Source organism: Dietzia sp. PP-33, assembly GCF_033790845.1.
Taxonomy (GTDB): Bacteria; Actinomycetota; Actinomycetes; order Mycobacteriales; family Mycobacteriaceae; genus Dietzia.
The window spans coordinates 89,923-108,573 of record NZ_JAMYEI010000001.1 but is presented as its reverse complement, the minus strand read 5'-3'; the positions used below and the strand labels follow the sequence as shown (position 1 = coordinate 108,573).

Sequence of the window (18,651 nt, the reverse complement as noted above, 5' to 3'; positions counted from 1 at the left end):
GGCCCGGTGAGCGCCCACCTCATCGGCGTCGGCCCCGGCGCCGCGGATCTGCTCACCGTGCGCGCCTCGAGGGTGATATCCCACTGCGGGACCTGCCTGTTCGCGGGTGACTCAATCTCCCGCGAGGTGCTCGCCCTCTGCCCCCCGGAGGCCCGGACCGTCGACACGACCGGGATGTCGCCCAGGGATGTCGTCGCGGAGATGCGGTCGGCGTACGAGCGGGGGGACCGGGTCGTCTACCTGCACTCCGGCGATCCGGCGGCTGAACCGGCGATGGCCGAGCAGCTCCGTGCCCTCGACGCGGAGGGGATCGGATGGCAGATCATCCCCGGGCTACCCGTGTTCGCCGCGGCGGGCGCTGCCCTGGGGATAGACCTGACGGCTGCGTCCGGCGCGGGGTCGGTGTTCATCACCCAGGTGGACGACCCCTCGGACCCGCTCCCGACGGGTGGCGGTCCGGCCTCGACCGCCCTCACGGACGGCACCGCCGTCTTCCACGTGAGGGCCTCCGAACTGGCGCACGTGGTCCGGGGGCTCCTCCCGACCTTCGGTCCGGACCGCCCGGCCGGGGTCGTGGTCTCCGCGGGTCGGGAAGACCAGGCCACGGTGGCCGGGACCCTCCGCGACATCGCAGGACGCACACCGGCGGCCGATCCCTCGCGGGACGTGGTGATGGTCGTCGGACGGGCCCTCGAGCAGCGAATGGACTGCGGCACCGCGAGCACCCGCGACGCAGCGCCGGCGCCGGCCCCCGCCCCCGCGCCGACCACTGCACCACTCAGTACACCAACCAGCGCGGCGACCAGCCGACCGTTGGTGCCCGTCCCCGCGCCGTCCTCCACTCGGGTCCCCGCCGTGGCCCCGGGCCGGATTCTCGTGCTGGGCGGGACCGGCGAGGCCCGCCGGCTCGCCGACCTCATGGTCACGGCCGGACTCGATGTGGTGACCTCGCTCGCCGGGAGTGTGTCCCGACCGCGGTTGCCCCGGGGCGAGGTGCGGATCGGCGGATTCGGCGGTTCCGAGGGCCTGGCCCACTGGCTCCGCGAGAACGAGGTGAGCGCCGTCATCGATGCCACCGATCCGTACGCCACCGCCATCTCGTCCTCCGCGCTGCGCGCCGCCCAGCAGACCGGGGTCCCCCTGTTGCGGGTGCACCGCCCGCCGTGGACGCCGGAGGACGGGGAGTCCTGGATCCGGGTTCCCGACACCGAGGCCGCGGCCCGGTTGGTGCGGGAGCGTTTCCGTCGACCGATGCTCACGGTGGGCCGGCAGGGCCCGACCGCGTTCGCGGGCGACACCCGTGGCTCCTATCTGATCCGGTGCGCCGAACCGCCACCCGGTCCGCTCCCGCACCGGTACCTGCTGGTGCTGGACCGCGGCCCGTTCGACGTCGAATCCGAGCGGGCCATCATGTCCCGGCACCGGATCGACGTCCTGGTCACCCGCAACAGCGGCGGTCCGAACTCCGTCGCCAAACTCCGCGCTGCTCGCGATCTACGGATCCCCGTGGTGATGGTGGACCGTCCGATCGTCTCGGGAACGGGCGGGATGGAGCTCGCCGAGACCGTGGATTCCGTCGACGACGCGGCCCGGTGGCTGGTGCGGCGCTTCGGCTCACGCTGAGCCGGTCACGCTGAGCCGGTTACCCAGGGCGACGCGTCGTCGAAGACCATGCCCATCGGCGCGAGCACCCGGACCACCTGCTCCGCCATCGATTCCGTGAGCCCGTGCAGACCGATCACCCGATCCGCCGAGACGGTGCCGGGGCGTTCCACCGCGCCCAGGAACTCCGCGAGTCGAGCGGGGACTACCGCGTGGGGGACCACCGCGAGCAGGCTCACCAGACCGTCGGCGGTGTCCACCCACCCGACCCGCGGCACCTCTACGGCGGTAGTGGCGGTTGCGGAACGGTCACGGGGGGCGGTGCGCGGGTGTGTACCGAGGGCGACGACGACGAGGTCGAACAGCACGTCCGGGTCGGTCGTGCCCCGCACCGCGTCCGGACTGCGGAGTACCTGCGCAGTCAGGTCCGACAGAACCGAGGGGGCATCGGCGATCGCCACCTCGAGCGAGGTGTCGAGGCCACGGACGTGGAACCGGACGGCTCCGTCGACACCCCCGGCGACCAGCGCCAGATCCGGGGAGTGCGCCAGGACGTCCCCGGATCCGTCATCGAGGCCCACCACCAGGGGGCCGAGCAGCGCCGGGATCCCGTCTGGCCCGAGGTTCCCGGAACGGAGCAGCTCGGAACAGAGGCGCTCGGGCAGGTCAGCGAGATCGTGGTGCCCGTCGAGGCGGCCGGCCATGGGCGAGGCGATGACATGGGGGAGGCGCTCGTCCCCGACGCGCCGGGGCAGTCCCGCCGCCACGAGCTCGGACCGACTCACCGCCCCGCCGTCCGCGCGCCGAACCAGGACACCTCCTCTGGGCGCGAGCACGACGTCGCCGCCGTGCTCGGCGGCCACGCCCGCCAGGGTGGTCCAGTGATCAGGTGTCACCCGGCCTCCCGGGAAGCGGACGACGGCGTCGGACGATGGATCGGTCATGGGCTACCAGCCTAGGCGCGGGGCAGGTGGGGGGCCGAACGGCGGTCGGGCCTGTCAGGGATACTCGGGGTCATGACCGCACTGCTGGCCACCGGAGGCCGCGTCCTCACCCCCGCCTCACGTGATGCCACCGCGCTGGCCCACGAGAACGGTCTCCTCGTGTGGGCGGGCTCCGATGCGCCCGGACCGGCCCTGTTCCCGGACGCCGAGCGCGTCGATCTCGAGGGCGACTGGGTGGCGCCGGCGTTCGTCGAATGCCTCTCCGACGACCCGGGCCTCGAAGTGTGGAGCAGCCGGGGCGTTGTCACCGCCCCGTTGCCCGGGACACACGGACTCGACACGGTGGGCGAACTCGTCCGGGCGGGAGAGCGGGTGGTGCTGGGCGCCGGTACCGACCCCGCTCGGGTCGCCGACGAACTCACCCGCCTCGCTGACGAACTCGGCGGCCCCGCGGTGGCCCGCTGCACCCCCGTGTTGATCGGGCTGACCACTCCGGTCGACGACGGTTCGCTCGCCGCGCTCGCGGCGGTCGGGGCCGTCCTGCTCGTGCGGCCCCTCGTGGACGACCTCGCGGGGGTCGACCTGGTCCGGATCGCCGCCTCCGGGGTCACCCTGGCCGCGTCGACCCGAGCGGGTTCCGCCCACACGGAATCCTCCCCGACGGGGGACACGGTGCGGCCGTGGGACACCCTGCGGGCCCTCACCTCCGTGCCCGGCGGTCGGGGCCTGTCCCCTCGGGCGGCGTTCACCGCGCTCACCCGTGGAGCCCGGCGCGCCGCCGGGGCTCGCGACGGTGCGGCCGGGACGCTCGCCCCCGGTGCGGCGGCGACCTACGCGCGGTGGCGGACGGGTGAACTCGTCGTGGTCGCGGCCGACGACGCGGTCCAGCGGTGGTCCACCGATCCGAGGTCCGGTGTCCCTCCGATGCCCGACCTGTCGGGTCCGGACCCCGTGCTGCGTGGACTGGTCGTGGACGGCCGGGCCGCGGTGCCCCCGCAGTGATCGCCCTCCTGGCCCGGGCGATGGGCGCGGCCGCGGCCGGCGCGCTGCTGGCGGCCTCGTTCCCCCCGGTGGACCTGTGGTGGGCGGCGCTGCCCGCGATCGCCCTCCTCGTCGTCGTCCTGTCCCCACTCCGTGGACCCGCACCGCGCGCGCGCACGGGCGCCCTCCTGGGACTGGTCACCGGCCTGGTGTTCTTCCTGCTCCTGGTCCCATGGGTGGGTCTGTACGTGGGCGCCTACGCCGCGTGGGCCCTCGCGTTGGTGGAGGCGCTCTATCTCGCGGCCTTCGGCGCCGGGGCCGTGCCGATCCTGCGGGCGGGTCTCACGACCGGGCGGCGTCCGGGCCTGCGGTCGGTGGGTGCCGTCCTTGGTGTGGCCGGCTGGTGGTCGGTGTGGGAGTGGATCCGCTCCTCGTGGCCGTGGGGCGGCTTCCCGTGGGGCCGGCTGGCGTTCGGGCAGGCTGACGGACCGCTCCTGGCGCTGGCGGGTATCGGGGGAGTGCCACTGCTGGGCTTCGTCGTGGCGCTGCTCGGCGCCGCCCTCGGCCTCGTGGTGGTGCTGGTCGCGGAACCCGGTGTGCGTGCCGGGTGGCGTCCACTCTCCGGGCTGGCGGCGGTGGTGGCGATCGGTGTCGCGGGCGCGTTCGCCGCAGACGTGCTCGCGTCGATGCGCGACAGCGACACGAACACCCGCGGCGAGTACGCGCGCGTCGTGGCGATCCAGGGCAACGTGCCGCGGCTCGGTCTGGACTTCAACGCGCAACGCCGCGCGGTCCTGGACAACCACCTGCGGGTCACCGCCGAACTGGCCGACGCCGTCGACTCCGGCACCACGGAGCGCCCCGACCTGGTGTTGTGGCCGGAGAACGCCGCTGACATCTCCCCGCTGACCGACGCCCGGGCCGCAGCGCAGATCACCGAGCTGTCCCGGCGTCTGGCGGCACCGATCCTCGTGGGCACGGTGCTGCGGGTGGGCGACGGGCCCGAGGCCACGAACTCATACCTGGTGTGGGACGGCCGCTCCTCCGACCCCCGGGGCAGCGAGCCCGTTGTCGACCGCCACGACAAGAAGTTCATCCAACCCTTCGGCGAGTGGTTGCCACTACGCGCGCCGCTCGAGGCGCTCTTCCCGATCGCCCGGACCGCCGGCCACTTCGTTCCCGGCGACGGGGACGGGCTCGTCACCGCGGCCGGGATCGACCTGGGCGTGGCCATCTGCTTCGAGATCGCGTTCGACGCCGCCGCCCGGGAACCGGTGACGCGAGGCGCGCAGATCCTCACCGTCCCCACCAACAACGCGACCTTCGGCCGCTCGCCAATGACCTACCAGCAGCTCGCGATGTCCCGCGTGCGGGCGGTCGAACACCACATTCCCGTCGTCATCGCGGCCACGAGCGGGGTCAGCGCAATCATCGAGCCGAGCGGGCGCGTCTCCCAGCAGACGGGGATCTTCGAACCGGGTGTCCTGGCGGCCACGGTGCGGGTCGACGCCGCCGGTACGATGGCAACCCGACTGGGCGGCATCCCGCAGGCGGTGTGCTGTCTCATCGGGCTCGTCGGCCTGGCATGGGCGTTGGTCCGCACCCGGCAGCGACCCGTGACCGACCACGAGGAGATGTAAGTGACCGATCCGATGGCGCCGGCGACCGGAGCCCCGTCCGCGCGGACCCTGGTGATCATCCCGACGTACGACGAACGGGACAACCTGCCGGACGTCGTCGAGCGACTACTGGTCGCCGCGCCCGACGTGGCCGTCCTCATCGCCGACGACAACAGCCCCGACGGCACGGGCGAGGTCGCCGACCAGCTGGCCGCGGGGGACGAGCGGGGGCGGATCAGCGTCCTGCACCGTGGCGGCAAACAGGGGCTCGGGGCCGCCTACATCGCGGGCTTCCGCTGGGGTCTCGAGCGCGGCTACACGGTGCTGGTGGAGATGGACGCCGACGGCAGCCACCCGCCCGAGAGGTTGCCCGCGATGCTCGCGGCCGTCGACTCCGGCGCGGACCTGGTGATCGGGTCTCGCTACGTGCCCGGCGGCAGTGTGGAGAACTGGCCCTGGCAGCGCCACGTGATCTCCCGCGGTGGCAACGTGTACTCCCGGATCATGCTGGGCGTGGGCATCAGGGACATCACGGCCGGCTACCGCGCCTACCGGGCCGGCGCGCTCGCCGAGCTCGACCTGGATTCCATCGAGTCCAAGGGCTACTGCTTCCAGATCGACATGACGTGGCGGCTCCTGAACGCCGACCGCAGGGTGGTGGAGGTTCCCATCACCTTCACCGAACGCACCGTGGGACAGTCCAAGATGAGCGAGTCGATCTTCCGTGAGGCGGCCGTCAACGTCGCACGCTGGGGCTGGGAGAAGCGTCGCCGCCAGCTGAGGTCCCTCGTCCGCCGCTGACCCGACCCGGCCCCCGACGCTGCAGGGTGCCCTGCACACGGAACGCCCCGGCCCCTGTGACGGGGCCGGGGCGTCATCTCCCGCTGCGGCGGGGGCTAGCGCGCGCCCGCGCGCCGGCGCTTCTTGAGCAGATCCATCCGCTCCTTGAGCAACTCCTCGAGGTCCTCGAGTGAGCGACGCTCGAGCAGCATGTCCCAGTGCGTCCGCGGCGGCTTGCCCTTCTTGACCTCGACCGACGGGCCGTCGATGAGCTGGCCCTCCTGGCCGTTCTTACACATCCAGGAGCCGGGGATTTCGGCGTCGTCGGCGAACGGGACCTCGTACACCTCGCCGTTCTCCGTCTGGTACTTGGCCATCCGGCGGGGCGCGAGATCGGTGTCCCGGTCGGTCTCGTAGCTCACCGCGCCGAGGCGGCTGCCCCTGAGGACTCGATCTGCCATGCGAACTCCTTCTGCCGTGTTCGTCCGTCTGTCTAGGTGTGGCGACACGACGCTGCCGTGTTCCTGATGATGTAACGCCAGGTGACCCCCCAAATGTTCCCACGCGTCGAGGGCAGCAGGCCACTCGGGCACCGCCTCGGTACCCTGACCTCCGTGGACACCGACTCACCGGCCGATCAACCCCCGCCCCGGCGGGGCGAGGCCTCGTGCGCCTGGTGCGGACGTCCGGTCGACGAGGGCAACTCCGGCAGGCGGCGCCGGTACTGCCGACGCTCGTGTCGTCAGCGCGCGTACGAACAGCGACAGTCGCTGCGGCTCCGTGAACTACCCGAGGGGACGGTGGTGCTCTCCGAGGCCGAATCCGCCGATCTCATGGACCGGATGTTCCAGCTCCGGTGCGCGTGCGAGGACCTGCGCACCGCGATCGACGAGGGGGAGGACGCGGCCGAACTGGCCCGGATGTCCGACGACCTCGTGGCGGCGGCCCGGCGTGCCGAGCGCCTGAGGTGAGCCGGGCGGCGGCGGGTCGGGCCTCCCAGGTGAGCCGGGTCGGTGAGGTACTGGGGGGCTGGTGGCACCGCTGGCACCTGTCGGTCACGGGCCTGATCGTGGCCGCGCTGGCCGCCTGGTCCTCGCTCATGCCCTCGCTGCTGCCCCGCGCGTGGCACTACCAGGGACTCGTCACCGGAGTGTCCATGCTGGTGGGGTACGGGCTCGGCGTGGCACTGCGCACCGTCTGGAGGAGGCTGGTCGCTCCCCGCATCACCCTCGGCCCCACCGTGCTCGACCTCGGCGACCGTGCACTCGCCTTCGCACGGCTGGCGGCGCCCTACATCCTCGTGGTCTACCTCGTTACCGCCACGGCCACCGCGGTCCGGTGGCAGGACCAGGTGTCGGACCTGGTGGGGTCGCCCAGACCACCGTGGGGTGACTACATGCGCATCCCGTGGGTCGCCCTCGCCATCTTCGTGGTGCTGTTGGTCGTTTGCCGGGCGATCCGCTCCGGGTACCGGTGGCTGGTCCGCACCGTCCGTCGGAGGTTCGACGTGGGGGAGTACCCGGCGCGGGTCACCGGGATCGTGGTGGTCGCCGCCCTCCTGGTGGGGGTCGCCGAGGGCGTGGTGCCGAGACTGTTCTTCGAGAGCGCCAACCGGGTCTTCAGCGTGCAGAACGACGAGGACCTCCCCGGCGCCCGGCGTCCTGCTGTGTCCGAACGCTCCGGGGGACCGGGGTCGGTGGTGGCCTTCGACGATCTGGGGATGCAGGGACGACGATTCGTCAGTGGCGGAATCGGCCGCGAGCAACTGGGCGATCTGTTGGGGCAGGACGCGCGAGAGCCAATCCGGTTGTACGCGGGTCTGGAGTCGGCGGCGACGGACGACCAGCGCTCCCGGCTCGTGGTGGCCGAACTCGAGCGGACACGTGCCTGGGAACGCGGTTCCGTCGTGGTGGCGCCGACCACCGGCACCGGGTGGATCAACCCACACGCGGCGCAGGCCATCGAGCTCCTCTCCGGGGGCGACGTGGCGATCGTCGGTACCCAGTACTCCTACCTCCCGAGCTGGATCTCGTTCCTGGCCGACCGGGAGAAGGCGGAGACGGCGGGGCGATCTCTCATCGAGGCGGTGGTGACCTGGCGGGATTCCCTGCCACCGGGCAGGCCCCGGCCGGCCCTCTACGTCTACGGAGAGAGCCTCGGGACCCAGGCCGGCGAGGCCGCCTTCTCCGGGATCCGCGACATCCGGGCGACCGTCGACGGGGTGCTGTGGGTCGGTCCTCCGCATTCCAACCGGATCTGGCGCTCGCTCGTCGAACGACGGGATCCGGGCACCACGGCCACCGAGCCCGTCTACGCCGACGGCCTGCTGGTCCGGTTCTCCGAGGATCCGGGCGAGTTCCGTCGACGCAGCACCCCGTGGATCCCGCCCCACATCCTCTATGTCCAGCACGCGACCGACCCCGTGGTGTGGTGGACACCGGACCTGCTGTTCGACCGGCCGGCGTGGCTGGCGGAGCCTCCGGGGAAGGGGAGACACCCGGGGATGCACTATCTGCCCGTGGTGACCTTCTTCCAGGTCACCGCGGACCTGGGCAACGCGATCGGCGGATCACAGGGCTACGGTCACCTGTACGACCACCAGGTGCTCGACGGCTGGGCCACCGCCACGGGCCGGCCCGAATGGGACGACGACGAGTTCCAGCGCTTCGCCCGGCTCCACGCGATCGCGATGGAGCAGCAGTACCGGGGCTGAGAGTGGGCCCCGCCCGGGGTGTCGGGCGCCTACGGTTGTGCCCAGACCACCGAGCGAGGAGAACCAGTGAGTGACCACATCGCCGACACCCACGACGTGATCCGTGTCCGGGGAGCTCGGGAGAACAATCTGAAGTCGGTCAGCGTGGACCTGTCCAAACGACGGCTCACCGTGTTCACCGGGGTGTCCGGGTCCGGGAAGAGCTCGCTGGTGTTCGCCACCATCGCGGCGGAGTCCCAGCGGATGATCAACGAGACCTACAGCGCGTTCGTCCAGGGCTTCATGCCCACCCTCGCACGGCCCGACGTGGACCTCCTCGACGGACTCACCACGGCCATCGTCGTGGACCAGGAGCGGATGGGGGCGGACCCGCGGTCGACCGTGGGCACCGCCACCGACACCGGCGCCATGCTGCGGATCCTGTTCAGTCGCATCGCCCGGCCGCACGTCGGCGGACCGAAGGCCTACTCGTTCAACGTCGCCTCCGCCAGTGGCTCCGGCGTCCTCACGAAGGCGGACGGCACCCGGGAGAAGGCGGAGTTCACGATCACCGGTGGCATGTGCGTGCGCTGCGAGGGTCGGGGCAGCGTCTCCGACTTCGACATCGACGCGCTGGTGGACCGGTCCAGGTCGCTCGCCGAGGGAGCGATCACCGTTCCCGGGTACTCGATGGACGGGTGGTACGGCCGCATCTACTCCGGCTCCGGGTACTTCGACATGGACAAACCCGTGGGGGAGTTCACGGACGAGGAGATGCACAACCTCCTGCGGCTCGAACCGACCAAGGTCAAGGCCGACGGGATCAACGTGACGTTCGAGGGGTTGATACCCAAGATCCAGAAGTCGATGCTCGCCAAGGACGTCGAGGCGATGCAGCCTCACATCCGGGCGTTCGTCGACCGCGCCGTCGTGTTCACCACCTGTCCCGAGTGCGCCGGAACCAGACTCAACGAGGACGCGAGATCGTCGAGGATCGGGGAGTGGAACATCGCCGATGTCTCCGCCATGCAGATCACCGATCTGGCGGAGTGGCTGCGCGGTCTGGACGAGCCCTCGGTTTCGCCGCTGCTCGGTTCGCTGCAACACACACTGGACTCGTTCGTGGAAATCGGCCTGGGGTACTTGTCGCTCGACCGGCCGGCGGGATCGCTCTCCGGCGGTGAGGCGCAGCGGGTCAAGATGATCCGGCACCTGGGGTCCGCGCTCACCGATGTGACCTACGTGTTCGACGAGCCGTCGATCGGCCTGCACCCCCACGACATCCAGCGGATGAACCAGTTGCTACTGCGGCTGCGGGACAAGGGCAACACGGTCCTGGTGGTGGAGCACAAACCCGAGACCATCGCGATCGCCGACCACGTGGTGGATCTGGGCCCCGGAGCCGGAACCGAGGGTGGCGAGATCTGCTTCGAGGGGTCGGTCGCCGGGCTTCGGGAGAGCGACACCGTCACCGGGCGTCACCTCGACGACCGCGCGGGACTCAAGGACTCCGTCCGGTCCGCCTCCGGGGTGATGGAGGTGCGAGGCGCGACCGCGAACAACGTCCACGAGGTGGACGTCGACATCCCACTCGGTGTGCTGTGTGTGGTGACCGGTGTGGCCGGGTCGGGCAAGAGCTCGCTCATCCACGGTTCCGTCTCTCCCCGCGAGGGGGTCGTGGCGATCGACCAGACCGCGATCCGTGGGTCGCGGCGCAGCAACCCGGCCACGTACACGGGCCTGCTCGACCCCATCCGCAAGGCGTTCGCCAAGGCCAACGGCGTCAAGCCGGCGCTATTCAGCCCGAACTCGGCCGGGGCCTGCCCCACCTGCAAGGGCGCCGGGGTGGTCTACTCCGACCTCGCGATGATGGCCGGGGTGGCCACCACGTGCGACGACTGCGAGGGCCGCCGCTTCCAGGCGGAGGTGCTGGGGTACCAGTTCGGTGGCAGGAACATCGCCGAGGTGCTGACCATGTCAGTCGCCACGGCAGAGGACTTCTTCCGCGAGGGCGACGCGCGGATCCCGGCCGCCCACAAGATCCTGGTCCGCCTGCGTGATGTGGGACTGGGGTACGTGACCCTCGGCCAACCGCTCACCACGCTGTCCGGCGGGGAGCGCCAGCGCCTCAAGCTGGCGGCCCAGATGGCCGACAAGGCAGATGTCTACGTGCTCGACGAACCCACCTCCGGCCTGCATCTGGCGGACGTGGAGAACCTGCTGGGCATGCTGGACCGGTTGGTCGACTCGGGCAGGTCCGTGATCGTGATCGAGCACCACCAGGCCGTCATGGCGCACGCCGACTGGATCATCGACCTCGGCCCCGGTGCCGGGCACGACGGCGGCCGCGTCGTGTTCGAGGGCGCGCCCGCCGACCTCGTGGCCTCGGCGTCCACGCTCACGGGAGAGCACCTGGCGCGGTACGTTGTAGTGCCCGACTAGGGTCGGGGCTGTGCCCGCCAACCGATACCCCGAGATCGCGTTCGGCCCCGCCGCCCGCGCGCGACAGTCGGCGGTGGGCGTCACCAGGCCGTCGGTGAGCGACGAGTTCGCGCTCGAGGGCACGGACGCCGCGCTGATCCGCCGCGCCGACCACTTCTTCCTCTCGTCCATCACGGAGTCCGGGTGGCCGTACGTCCAACACCGCGGCGGACCGGCCGGGTTCGTCCACGTCTCCACGCCGACGAGGCTGGAGTGGCTCGAGTTCCGCGGCAACCGACAGTACGTCTCCACGGGCAATATCGACCACGACGGTCGCGTCTGCCTGTTCTTCGTGGACTATCCCACCCGCACGCGGCTCAAGGTGTTCGGGCACGCCCGGGCCGTCGAACCGGGCCAGGACCCGAGCCTGATCAGCCGGCTGCGGACGATGGGGGAAAAGACCTACACCGGGCACGTGGAGCGGGCGATCATCGTGGACCTCGTGGCCTCGGACGCCAACTGCAGCAAGTACATCACGCCCCGGTGGGACCGCGCGTACATCGATGACCTCACCGAGGTCCACCGTCGGCAGATCGACGAACTCCGCGGAGGATGAGACATGGGCACCATCGACGTCAAGCGTGAACTCCGCGGCCTCTACGGCGGGAAAGTCGGCTGGTTCGACGTGGTCGAGATTCCGACCATGCACTTTCTCATGGCCGACGGCAGTGGCGATCCCAATACCTCCGAGGACTACCGGGCCGTCCTCGAAGCCCTCTACACGACCTCGTACGCGGTTCGCGCGATCTGCAAGACCGACCTCGGCCGCCCTCACACCGTCGGCCCCCTCGAAGGCCTCTGGTACGCCGACGACCTCGGGGTCTTCACCGCCCGGGCCAAGGAGGCCTGGAGGTGGACCATGATGATCTGGCAACCGGAGTGGGTCACAGCGGACATGGTGGCCACCGCCGTCGGGAAGGTGACGACGACGAAGCCGGCCGTCGCGGTCGACCACATCCGCTTCGAGGAGTTCAGCGAGGGAACGGCCGTACAGACGCTGCACGTGGGACCGTACGACGCCGAGGGCCCGGTAATCGCGCGGATGCACGACGAGATCATCCCCGGCCGGGGCATGGTCGCATCAGGGCACCATCACGAGATCTACCTCTCCGACGCCCGCAGGACCGATCCCGCCAGACTGCGGACGATCCTGCGCCAGCCCGTGAGGTCGGCGGGGGAATAGTCACCGGTAGCGGGTAGAAAGGACCCATGGCCGGTTCCGACGGATTTCCCGATGCCTCGTCCGCCGAGGCGAGCAGGTTCGTCCGAGTGTCCGGACTCGTCGTCGACGAGGTCACCGCCACGACGCTCAAGGGCCATGCGGACCTGGGCGAGGACCACCTCACGGCGTGGGGGACCGTTCACGGTGGCGTCTACACCAGCATCGTCGAGTCCGCCGGGGGCGCGGGGGCCGGGTTCGCCGTGGCCGACCGTGGCCAGATCGCCGTGGGCGTCCACAACGGCACCGATTTTCTCCGGGCGTCGACCGGCGGACGGGTGGAGGTCGTCGCGGAAGCGCTGTTCCAGGGGCGAAGTCAGCAGCTCTGGGACGTCGTGATCAGTCAGTCCGGTACCGGCAAGGCGCTCGCGCGGGGCCAGCTCAGGCTGCAGAACGTGCCCCGGCCGGATCCCGCACCGCACGCATAGCCTCCGCCGCGTCGCGGGCGGGCCGGGTTCACGGCTTCCCCGCGCGCTCCAGAGCGGACACGACACTGCGCGCCAGTCGCCGCAGTTCGAGCAGGTCCTCCGGCGGCAGGTCGAGCTTCTCCAGCAGCGCGCACTGGATGCGGCCGGCCTCGTCGCGGAGTCGGTCACCCGCGTCGGTCAGCACCACGGTCACGCTCCGGGCGTCACCGCCCCCGCGGCGGCGGGAGACCAGACCGGCGGCCTCCAGTCTCGAGACCAGGGGAGAGAGCGTCCCGGAGTCCAGGAACATCCGCTCGCCCAGTTGCCCGATCGTCTGGCCCTCCTCCTCCCACAGCGCCAGCATCACCAGGTACTGGGGGTAGGTCAGCCCGGCTGCGGACAGCGCTTCCCGATACGCCGCGGTCGAGGCCCTGGAAGCGGCGTAGAGGGCAAAGCAGACCTGCTGGTCGAGGCGGAGATCGGCGTCCATCCACCCAGTGTCCCGCATAATTTGGTTGCGCACAATTCAATTGTGCGCAATACTCTTTCCATGAAGTACACCACAGGCAATCGACCGGTCGGACGCACCGGGACCTCGACGGTCCGTCGACCGGGACGGGCGGCCGAGGCGGTCCGCCACGCGGGACGATGGGCGCTGGGGGCGGCACTGCTCGGAGCCGGCGTGGGGCATCTGACCACCCTGCGGCAGGAGTTCCAGGCCCAGGTCCCCACCTGGGTGCCGCTGGATCCCGATTTCGTGGTCCTGGCCTCAGGGGTGGTCGAACTCGGGCTGGGTGCCGCCCTGATCCTCGCGCCGTCGAGGTTCCGGCCCGCCGTCGGGTGGGTAACGGCCGGGTTCTTCGTGGCGATCTTCCCCGGCAACATCTCGCAGTTCGTGACCGGCACGGACGCCTTCGGCCTCGACACCGACCGCGCCCGGCTCATCCGCCTGTTCTTCCAGCCGGTCCTGGTGGCCTGGGCACTGTGGTCCACAGGCGCCTGGCGGACCTGGCGGAACTCTCGCGGCTGACGGCCTACCCGGGCGACCTATACCCGGCGGGGGCGACCCGGGCTGTCTCAGGGCGCGGCGGAGGTGAAGAACCGCCAGATCTCGCCCGGGGCGTCGTACTCCGCCCCACCGTCCCCGTCCCACCTACCGGACAGGGTGGGGAAGGAGTGTCCCACCCGGTCCACCATCACCAGGCGCACCGGGTCCAGCCCTTCCCAGGTGATCGTCTCGGCGTCCCCGTCTGTGTGCCCCGGCGGAACTGTCCCATCGCCCGCGACCCCGTTGCGGTCGGCGAACCACGCCGCACCGTCGACGGCGGACAGGACATCTCCCCGGGACTTCGCGGACACACCCGATCCCACTCGGACCTCTCCTCCGTCGATCGGATTGATCGTGTCCTCACGCCCTTGGACAAACATGATCGGCACCGCCTCGCCATCCGCCGGGCAGTCCAGATTCCGGCGGGTCGGGGGGTTTGCCGCCACAGCCGCTACCGCGTCGACCAGGTCCGGAGCCTCGAGCGCCAGACGCATGGCCATGTGTCCGCCGCTGGAGAACCCCACCGCGTAGACGGGTCCGGTCGTGTCCAGCGAGTCGATCACCTCACGCATGAGCCCCACGTCGTCGAGACCCTTCTCCTTCGCGGGCCAGTCGCCCTCCCGACGGCATTCGTTCCAGTTGTTCTGATGACCGTCGACGTAGGCGATCGAGAACCCGTGCCGGTCGGCGAGACGCTCCAGCTCGGGCCCGATACCGTGGCGGATACCGGAGCCGGAGTCCCCGGTCCCGTGGATCACCAGCAGCACCGGCGCCGCCGGGTCCAGTGCCGTACCCGGGGGACGATAGGCGCTCCAGGTCCGCGTCACCTCATCGAGCACCACCGAGTGGCCGGACAGACCCTCGGAATCGTCTCCCGGGCCCACTACGGACGGCAGGGGATCCCCGGGGGGTGCCGCGCACGCGCCGACCACGGTTGCGAGGACGAGGCAGGCTGCGAGACCGAGCGTGGGGGGCGGACTCGGGTGGTTCATAGCTCGAGTCTGCGGCATGTGCATAGCCGCGGTTCCGGACTGACCGTGAGTAGACTCTTCTTCCATGCGTCCCGATGAATACCGGAGCCATGATGCTCTCGGCCTCGCCGAACTGGTCAGGGCCGGCGAAGTGTCCGCAGGGCAGCTGCTCGAGTCGGCGGCACAGCAGGCAGACGCCGTCAACCCGCGCCTCAACGCCATCGTCCGACGGATGGACCACCAGGCGCGCGGCCGGCTCTCCGAGACGCTCGACGGCCCCTTCGCGGGAGTCCCGTTCCTCATCAAGGATCTGGGACAGGACTACGAGGGCGTGCCGACCAGTGCGGGCTCCCGAGCCCTGTCGCGAACGGCAGCGACCGAGCACTCCACGGTGGTGCGACGATGGTTGGACTCCGGCCTCGTGATCTTCGGCAAGACCAACACGCCCGAATTCGGTGCCAAGGGCATCACGGAACCGGAACTCTTCGGACCGGCGCGCAATCCCTGGGACACGAGCAGGACCCCCGGTGGCTCCTCGGGCGGCGCCGCCGCGGCGGTCGCGGCGGGCGTCGTGCCCGTGGCCGGAGCCAGCGATGGCGGCGGCTCCATCCGCATCCCGGCCGGCTGTTGCGGTCTCGTCGGGCTCAAACCCGGTCGCGGGCTGGTCCCGATGGGCCCGGCGTCCGGTGAGGCGATGCACGGCGCGGCCACGAATGGTGTCGTCTCCCGTTCAGTCCGCGACACGGCGGCGATGCTGGATGTACTCGCGGGTGGGGAGGCGAGCGGCCCCTACGTTCCAGGGATGCCATCCGAGAGCTACCTCTCGCAGGTCGGGAAGGATCCCGGGCGGCTGCGGATCGGCGTGTGCACAGCATCCTCAATCAACTCGCGACCCCATCCCGAGGCCGTGGCGGCGGTCCACGCCGCAGCGGCGGCGCTGGAGGACCTCGGCCACCACGTTGAGATCCTCGACAAACAACCCGTCGACGACCTGGCGCTGGCCCGAGATTTCCTCGCGACCTGGTTCGTGTACCTGGCGTGGAGTGTCGACGACGCAAAAAAGCGCACCGGCAGCAGCGATCGCGACTTCGAGCTCGACACACAGATCATGGCGGCGCTCGGGAGGGCGCACAGCAGCGTCGAGTACGTCGACGCCGTGATGCGTCGGCACGCGTACGTGCGGAGCCTGTCCGAGTACTTTGAACGCTACGACCTGCTGATGACGCCGACCCTGGCCGACCTTCCGCCACACATCGGGGCGCTGGACACCCCGCGAGCCGCGCAGCGGGCGGCCGCCGGACTGCTCAGGACCCGCACGGCGGGCCTGCTGCGCCGCTCGGGCCTGGTCGAGTCGATGATCAACAACAACCTCAGCTGGATCCCGTACACCCAGTTGGCCAACCTGACCGGTCGGCCGGCGCTCTCACTTCCTCTGCACTGGACCCCGGAGGGAGTGCCCATGGGGGTGCAGTTCACCTCGCCGTTGCAAGGGGAGTCCATGCTCCTGCGTCTGGCCGGCCAGCTGGAGCAGTCGATGGCCTGGAAGGACCGGGCACCCGGAGCCAAGTGATCGATTCCGAGACTCCCGGGAGCCCTATTGTTTCGTCACCTGTGACGAAACAATAGGGCCTGGGGACACGAGGAGTCTGCCGACGGCCCACGATTTCGCTGACCGGAAGTACGGTTCACGTCCAGGGCGTCGTGGCCTGCAGGACCGCTTCCTGCAGCGCGCTGGTACGCAGCGCCGTGACGGCGTGGTACTCCGGATCGGCGACCATCTCGCTGAACGCGGCGCGGCTCGGATAGCGGACCAACAGAACCGCGTCCCAGTCCTGACCGGCTTCGGCGACCAGGGCCGTGGAGCCGTCGCCCGCGTAGAGAACCTCGGCACCGTAGCGCGGAAGGAAGGTCTCGTTCAGCGCCGCCGCGTACTGCGCGTAGTCGTCCCGTCCGTCATCGGTGAACCGGAGCAGATTGAGCATCACCACCGGACCGCCGGGGTCTTCGTCGAGGTAGCGCTTGAGGTCTCGTCCACGGGGATCAATGGCCATTGGTCCAGTATGGCGACCTCCGCAGCCGAGGAAGGCGCGATTGGCCGTCGCGGGGGCATCCAGGCCCGACTGCAGATGCTCCACAGTGCCGATAAGATACATTATGTAAAGTCAAAGGTGCCGAGTTGTCGATTGTGCGAACTCGACACCTCCCCGAATGGCTCGCAGCTCGTTCGAACTCGGGTTGCGCCTGACCTGCGAGCAGGTGCGCATCGCGCAGATGATCCGAGGTCTGTCCGATGTCGAACCCGGGCCGCAAACAGTATGCGAACGACTGCTCTGACCTGCGGCCCTTCATCAGGATTCGCATTTTCTGCGACACATTCGCAAATTCTGCGAAGCACATAAAAATCAGCCGGAACCCACACCCGCCCCCACTCCCAGGGCCGGCGTAAAGGAAGCCGTGCGCCATGGCGTCTTGGCCGGGCCACAGCCGGGAACTCGACACCTCGCAACCCGGCACTTGATCAGTAAGAATCTCGGACGTGGAAGAGGTTCCAGTGGATGCCTCTCGCCTGCTCGTCGGCCGCCACGACACGACACGACCCAATCAGCGCGCTCGTTCGACAGCGATCCGTTCGATGCGCGGCAATGCGATAGCCAGCACCGGCAGATATCCCGCCGCCCAGACCGGGGCGCCGAAGCTGAGAACACAGCCACCCGGCACCGGGATGACCTCGTGGCGCGTCGCGCTCACTCCGGCCACCTTCCACGCCCACGCCCGACGGTCCACGAACTCGGTGATCTCAAATGGCAGGGACAACCCCGGGATCGTCGTCACAGTCCCCCGCGCGCCGCTCGTCAACCCGGCGTCTCCGTCGACCCGTGCGCCCGAGACGGTGGGCCCCCACCGCGGCCAGGTCTGCACATCGGTGATGACCGACCACACCGTCTCGGGATCCACGGTCATCCGCAATTCGGTCGTCACCATCCCCCGGCGAAACGTGGGGCGGACCCGAAGCACCGAGCCCGGCTGTGCCACGGACGCGAGGCGGCTCATCGTCCGGTCAGCTCGTCCGGCCCAGGATGAGCCGGATCACCTCCTGGGGCGCGTCCCACTGCGGAAAGTGGCCGCACCGGTCGAACCAGTGCAGCGCGGCGTCCGGGAATGCTCGGGCGGCTCGGTGAGCCTGCGCCGGAACGGTCACGAGATCGCGACGCCCCCATCCGATGGTGACCAGTCCCGGGACCGTGCCCAACGGCGCGCCCTGTTGCTTGGGGCCCTTGGTCAGCGCGTCCATCGCCGCGCCTGTCGACGGGGAATCGGCCAGACCCGCCACGTCGGGCAGCACGGTCTGCGCTGACAGTGCCCATGGTCGAGCAGAGAGCTGCGCCAACAGGGCGGTCCGACTCACCGGATTGCCCAGGAGGGCAGGCAGCACGCTACGCAGGGCACCGACCAGTGCGATCGAGGGCCGCAACGTGGCGCTGAAGATGGCCAGCTCGCGATCGCTCCAGAACCCACCGGGATCCAACGCGACCGTGTCCCCACCGACTCCACGCCGGGCGAGCTCGAGCACGATCCGCCCGCCCATCGACTGCCCGGCGGTGGAGACACCGTCCAGGCCCTGCTCATCGATGAAGCCAGCGACCGAGTCGGCCAGCGAGGCGATCGAGACCTCGCCCTCCACCGGTGGGGTCTCACCGAAGCCCGGCAGATCGACCGCGATGACCTCACGGCTCTCGGCCAGTTGGTCGATGATGGGCTCCCAGGACCGCCAGCCCGCGCCGAGTCCGTGCACGAGCAGTAGAGGGCTGCCCGTCCCGCGTCGAACATGATGGAGCGTCATGTGAGCATCCTACGGATTATGGCCAGGTCGGCCGCCCGAGAAGAATTGCGATCGGGGCAGCGGTGA

The 18,651-nt window shown here is 70.3% G+C and carries 20 protein-coding genes; 13 read left to right on the top strand and 7 right to left on the bottom strand.

Annotated elements, in window-relative coordinates; all coding sequences use genetic code 11:
- Window positions 1-6: 6 nt before the first annotated feature.
- Window positions 7-1,623: a cobalt-precorrin-6A reductase gene (locus NJE57_RS00570; protein WP_319026433.1), complete on the top strand. Its 1,617-nt coding sequence runs from the start codon at window positions 7-9 to the stop codon at window positions 1,621-1,623.
- 5 nt (window positions 1,624-1,628) lie between these two features.
- Here the strand turns inward: NJE57_RS00570 and NJE57_RS00565 are convergent, their stop codons facing one another.
- The gene (locus NJE57_RS00565) at window positions 1,629-2,546 is read right to left on the bottom strand and encodes a hypothetical protein (RefSeq protein WP_319026432.1); all 918 of its coding nucleotides are present in this window, start codon (window positions 2,544-2,546) and stop codon (window positions 1,629-1,631) included.
- 72 nt (window positions 2,547-2,618) lie between these two features.
- On the opposite strand from NJE57_RS00565, the gene NJE57_RS00560 reads away from it, so the two are divergent.
- The 3 genes from NJE57_RS00560 to NJE57_RS00550 are packed head-to-tail and all read left to right on the top strand — an operon-like array spanning window position 2,619 to window position 5,947.
- Window positions 2,619-3,548 carry an amidohydrolase gene (locus NJE57_RS00560; protein ID WP_319026431.1) on the top strand — a complete coding sequence of 310 codons (930 nt, stop codon included), beginning with the start codon at window positions 2,619-2,621 and terminating at the stop codon, window positions 3,546-3,548.
- A gap of 20 nt (window positions 3,549-3,568) precedes the next feature.
- Window positions 3,569-5,167 (top strand): apolipoprotein N-acyltransferase, encoded by a 1,599-nt coding sequence (lnt, locus tag NJE57_RS00555; protein WP_413464346.1) that lies wholly within the window; start codon window positions 3,569-3,571, stop codon window positions 5,165-5,167.
- 12 nt (window positions 5,168-5,179) lie between these two features.
- Entirely contained in the window at window positions 5,180-5,947 is a 768-nt protein-coding gene (locus NJE57_RS00550) for a polyprenol monophosphomannose synthase (protein ID WP_319027030.1), read from the top strand.
- 95 nt (window positions 5,948-6,042) lie between these two features.
- Here the strand turns inward: NJE57_RS00550 and NJE57_RS00545 are convergent, their stop codons facing one another.
- On the bottom strand, window positions 6,043-6,387 hold the full coding sequence (locus tag NJE57_RS00545; protein ID WP_319026429.1) for an RNA polymerase-binding protein RbpA: 345 nt from the start codon (window positions 6,385-6,387) through the stop codon (window positions 6,043-6,045).
- Window positions 6,388-6,540: 153 nt separating this feature from the next.
- On the opposite strand from NJE57_RS00545, the gene NJE57_RS00540 reads away from it, so the two are divergent.
- The 6 genes from NJE57_RS00540 (at window position 6,541) to NJE57_RS00515 (ending at window position 12,746) form a co-directional block, all read left to right on the top strand.
- Complete coding sequence (locus NJE57_RS00540) at window positions 6,541-6,897, top strand: hypothetical protein (protein WP_319026428.1); 357 nt, start codon at window positions 6,541-6,543, stop codon at window positions 6,895-6,897.
- A gap of 29 nt (window positions 6,898-6,926) precedes the next feature.
- The gene (locus tag NJE57_RS00535; protein ID WP_319026427.1) at window positions 6,927-8,639 is read left to right on the top strand and encodes an alpha/beta hydrolase; all 1,713 of its coding nucleotides are present in this window, start codon (window positions 6,927-6,929) and stop codon (window positions 8,637-8,639) included.
- Window positions 8,640-8,705: 66 nt separating this feature from the next.
- Window positions 8,706-11,060 (top strand): excinuclease ABC subunit UvrA, encoded by a 2,355-nt coding sequence (locus NJE57_RS00530; RefSeq protein ID WP_319026426.1) that lies wholly within the window; start codon window positions 8,706-8,708, stop codon window positions 11,058-11,060.
- Between the two features lie 10 nt (window positions 11,061-11,070).
- Window positions 11,071-11,655 (top strand): pyridoxamine 5'-phosphate oxidase family protein, encoded by a 585-nt coding sequence (locus tag NJE57_RS00525; protein ID WP_319026425.1) that lies wholly within the window; start codon window positions 11,071-11,073, stop codon window positions 11,653-11,655.
- 3 nt (window positions 11,656-11,658) lie between these two features.
- The gene (locus NJE57_RS00520) at window positions 11,659-12,282 is read left to right on the top strand and encodes a GyrI-like domain-containing protein (protein WP_319026424.1); all 624 of its coding nucleotides are present in this window, start codon (window positions 11,659-11,661) and stop codon (window positions 12,280-12,282) included.
- 26 nt (window positions 12,283-12,308) lie between these two features.
- Entirely contained in the window at window positions 12,309-12,746 is a 438-nt protein-coding gene (locus NJE57_RS00515; protein ID WP_319026423.1) for a PaaI family thioesterase, read from the top strand.
- Window positions 12,747-12,774: 28 nt separating this feature from the next.
- Here the strand turns inward: NJE57_RS00515 and NJE57_RS00510 are convergent, their stop codons facing one another.
- The gene (locus NJE57_RS00510) at window positions 12,775-13,215 is read right to left on the bottom strand and encodes a MarR family transcriptional regulator (RefSeq protein WP_319026422.1); all 441 of its coding nucleotides are present in this window, start codon (window positions 13,213-13,215) and stop codon (window positions 12,775-12,777) included.
- 60 nt (window positions 13,216-13,275) lie between these two features.
- Here NJE57_RS00510 and NJE57_RS00505 point away from each other — a divergent pair, with 60 nt between their 5' ends.
- The gene (locus tag NJE57_RS00505; RefSeq protein WP_319026421.1) at window positions 13,276-13,755 is read left to right on the top strand and encodes a hypothetical protein; all 480 of its coding nucleotides are present in this window, start codon (window positions 13,276-13,278) and stop codon (window positions 13,753-13,755) included.
- 47 nt (window positions 13,756-13,802) lie between these two features.
- Here the strand turns inward: NJE57_RS00505 and NJE57_RS00500 are convergent, their stop codons facing one another.
- A complete protein-coding gene (locus NJE57_RS00500) occupies window positions 13,803-14,765 on the bottom strand; it encodes an alpha/beta hydrolase family esterase (protein ID WP_319026420.1) in 963 nt (320 codons plus the stop codon).
- Window positions 14,766-14,829: 64 nt separating this feature from the next.
- Between NJE57_RS00500 and NJE57_RS00495 the strand changes: the two genes are divergently transcribed.
- Entirely contained in the window at window positions 14,830-16,314 is a 1,485-nt protein-coding gene (locus tag NJE57_RS00495) for an amidase (RefSeq protein ID WP_319026419.1), read from the top strand.
- Between the two features lie 115 nt (window positions 16,315-16,429).
- On the opposite strand, the gene NJE57_RS00490 is transcribed toward NJE57_RS00495, so the two are convergent.
- On the bottom strand, window positions 16,430-16,795 hold the full coding sequence (locus NJE57_RS00490) for a DUF1330 domain-containing protein (protein WP_319026418.1): 366 nt from the start codon (window positions 16,793-16,795) through the stop codon (window positions 16,430-16,432).
- A gap of 157 nt (window positions 16,796-16,952) precedes the next feature.
- On the opposite strand from NJE57_RS00490, the gene NJE57_RS00485 reads away from it, so the two are divergent.
- Window positions 16,953-17,078: a hypothetical protein gene (locus NJE57_RS00485; RefSeq protein WP_319026417.1), complete on the top strand. Its 126-nt coding sequence runs from the start codon at window positions 16,953-16,955 to the stop codon at window positions 17,076-17,078.
- A 267-nt stretch (window positions 17,079-17,345) separates the two neighbouring features.
- On the opposite strand, the gene NJE57_RS00480 is transcribed toward NJE57_RS00485, so the two are convergent.
- Window positions 17,346-17,726 (bottom strand): SRPBCC family protein, encoded by a 381-nt coding sequence (locus NJE57_RS00480; RefSeq protein WP_319026416.1) that lies wholly within the window; start codon window positions 17,724-17,726, stop codon window positions 17,346-17,348.
- Window positions 17,727-17,802: 76 nt separating this feature from the next.
- On the bottom strand, window positions 17,803-18,585 hold the full coding sequence (locus NJE57_RS00475; RefSeq protein ID WP_319026415.1) for an alpha/beta fold hydrolase: 783 nt from the start codon (window positions 18,583-18,585) through the stop codon (window positions 17,803-17,805).
- Window positions 18,586-18,651: the final 66 nt, after the last annotated feature.

What these genes read in the sequence shown, in the direction of transcription:
- NJE57_RS00565 (WP_319026432.1), bottom strand. Translation starts at nt 2,546, where the DNA reads ATGACCGATCCATCGTCCGACGCCGTCGTCCGCTTCCCGGGAGGCCGG.
- NJE57_RS00560 (WP_319026431.1), top strand. Translation starts at nt 2,619, where the DNA reads ATGACCGCACTGCTGGCCACCGGAGGCCGCGTCCTCACCCCCGCCTCA.
- lnt (WP_413464346.1), top strand. Translation starts at nt 3,569, where the DNA reads ATGGGCGCGGCCGCGGCCGGCGCGCTGCTGGCGGCCTCGTTCCCCCCG.
- NJE57_RS00550 (WP_319027030.1), top strand. Translation starts at nt 5,180, where the DNA reads ATGGCGCCGGCGACCGGAGCCCCGTCCGCGCGGACCCTGGTGATCATC.
- NJE57_RS00545 (WP_319026429.1), bottom strand. Translation starts at nt 6,387, where the DNA reads ATGGCAGATCGAGTCCTCAGGGGCAGCCGCCTCGGCGCGGTGAGCTAC.
- NJE57_RS00520 (WP_319026424.1), top strand. Translation starts at nt 11,659, where the DNA reads ATGGGCACCATCGACGTCAAGCGTGAACTCCGCGGCCTCTACGGCGGG.
- NJE57_RS00515 (WP_319026423.1), top strand. Translation starts at nt 12,309, where the DNA reads ATGGCCGGTTCCGACGGATTTCCCGATGCCTCGTCCGCCGAGGCGAGC.
- NJE57_RS00510 (WP_319026422.1), bottom strand. Translation starts at nt 13,215, where the DNA reads ATGGACGCCGATCTCCGCCTCGACCAGCAGGTCTGCTTTGCCCTCTAC.
- NJE57_RS00505 (WP_319026421.1), top strand. Translation starts at nt 13,276, where the DNA reads ATGAAGTACACCACAGGCAATCGACCGGTCGGACGCACCGGGACCTCG.
- NJE57_RS00500 (WP_319026420.1), bottom strand. Translation starts at nt 14,765, where the DNA reads ATGAACCACCCGAGTCCGCCCCCCACGCTCGGTCTCGCAGCCTGCCTC.
- NJE57_RS00495 (WP_319026419.1), top strand. Translation starts at nt 14,830, where the DNA reads ATGCGTCCCGATGAATACCGGAGCCATGATGCTCTCGGCCTCGCCGAA.
- NJE57_RS00490 (WP_319026418.1), bottom strand. Translation starts at nt 16,795, where the DNA reads ATGGCCATTGATCCCCGTGGACGAGACCTCAAGCGCTACCTCGACGAA.
- NJE57_RS00485 (WP_319026417.1), top strand. Translation starts at nt 16,953, where the DNA reads ATGGCTCGCAGCTCGTTCGAACTCGGGTTGCGCCTGACCTGCGAGCAG.
- NJE57_RS00480 (WP_319026416.1), bottom strand. Translation starts at nt 17,726, where the DNA reads ATGGTGACGACCGAATTGCGGATGACCGTGGATCCCGAGACGGTGTGG.
- NJE57_RS00475 (WP_319026415.1), bottom strand. Translation starts at nt 18,585, where the DNA reads ATGACGCTCCATCATGTTCGACGCGGGACGGGCAGCCCTCTACTGCTC.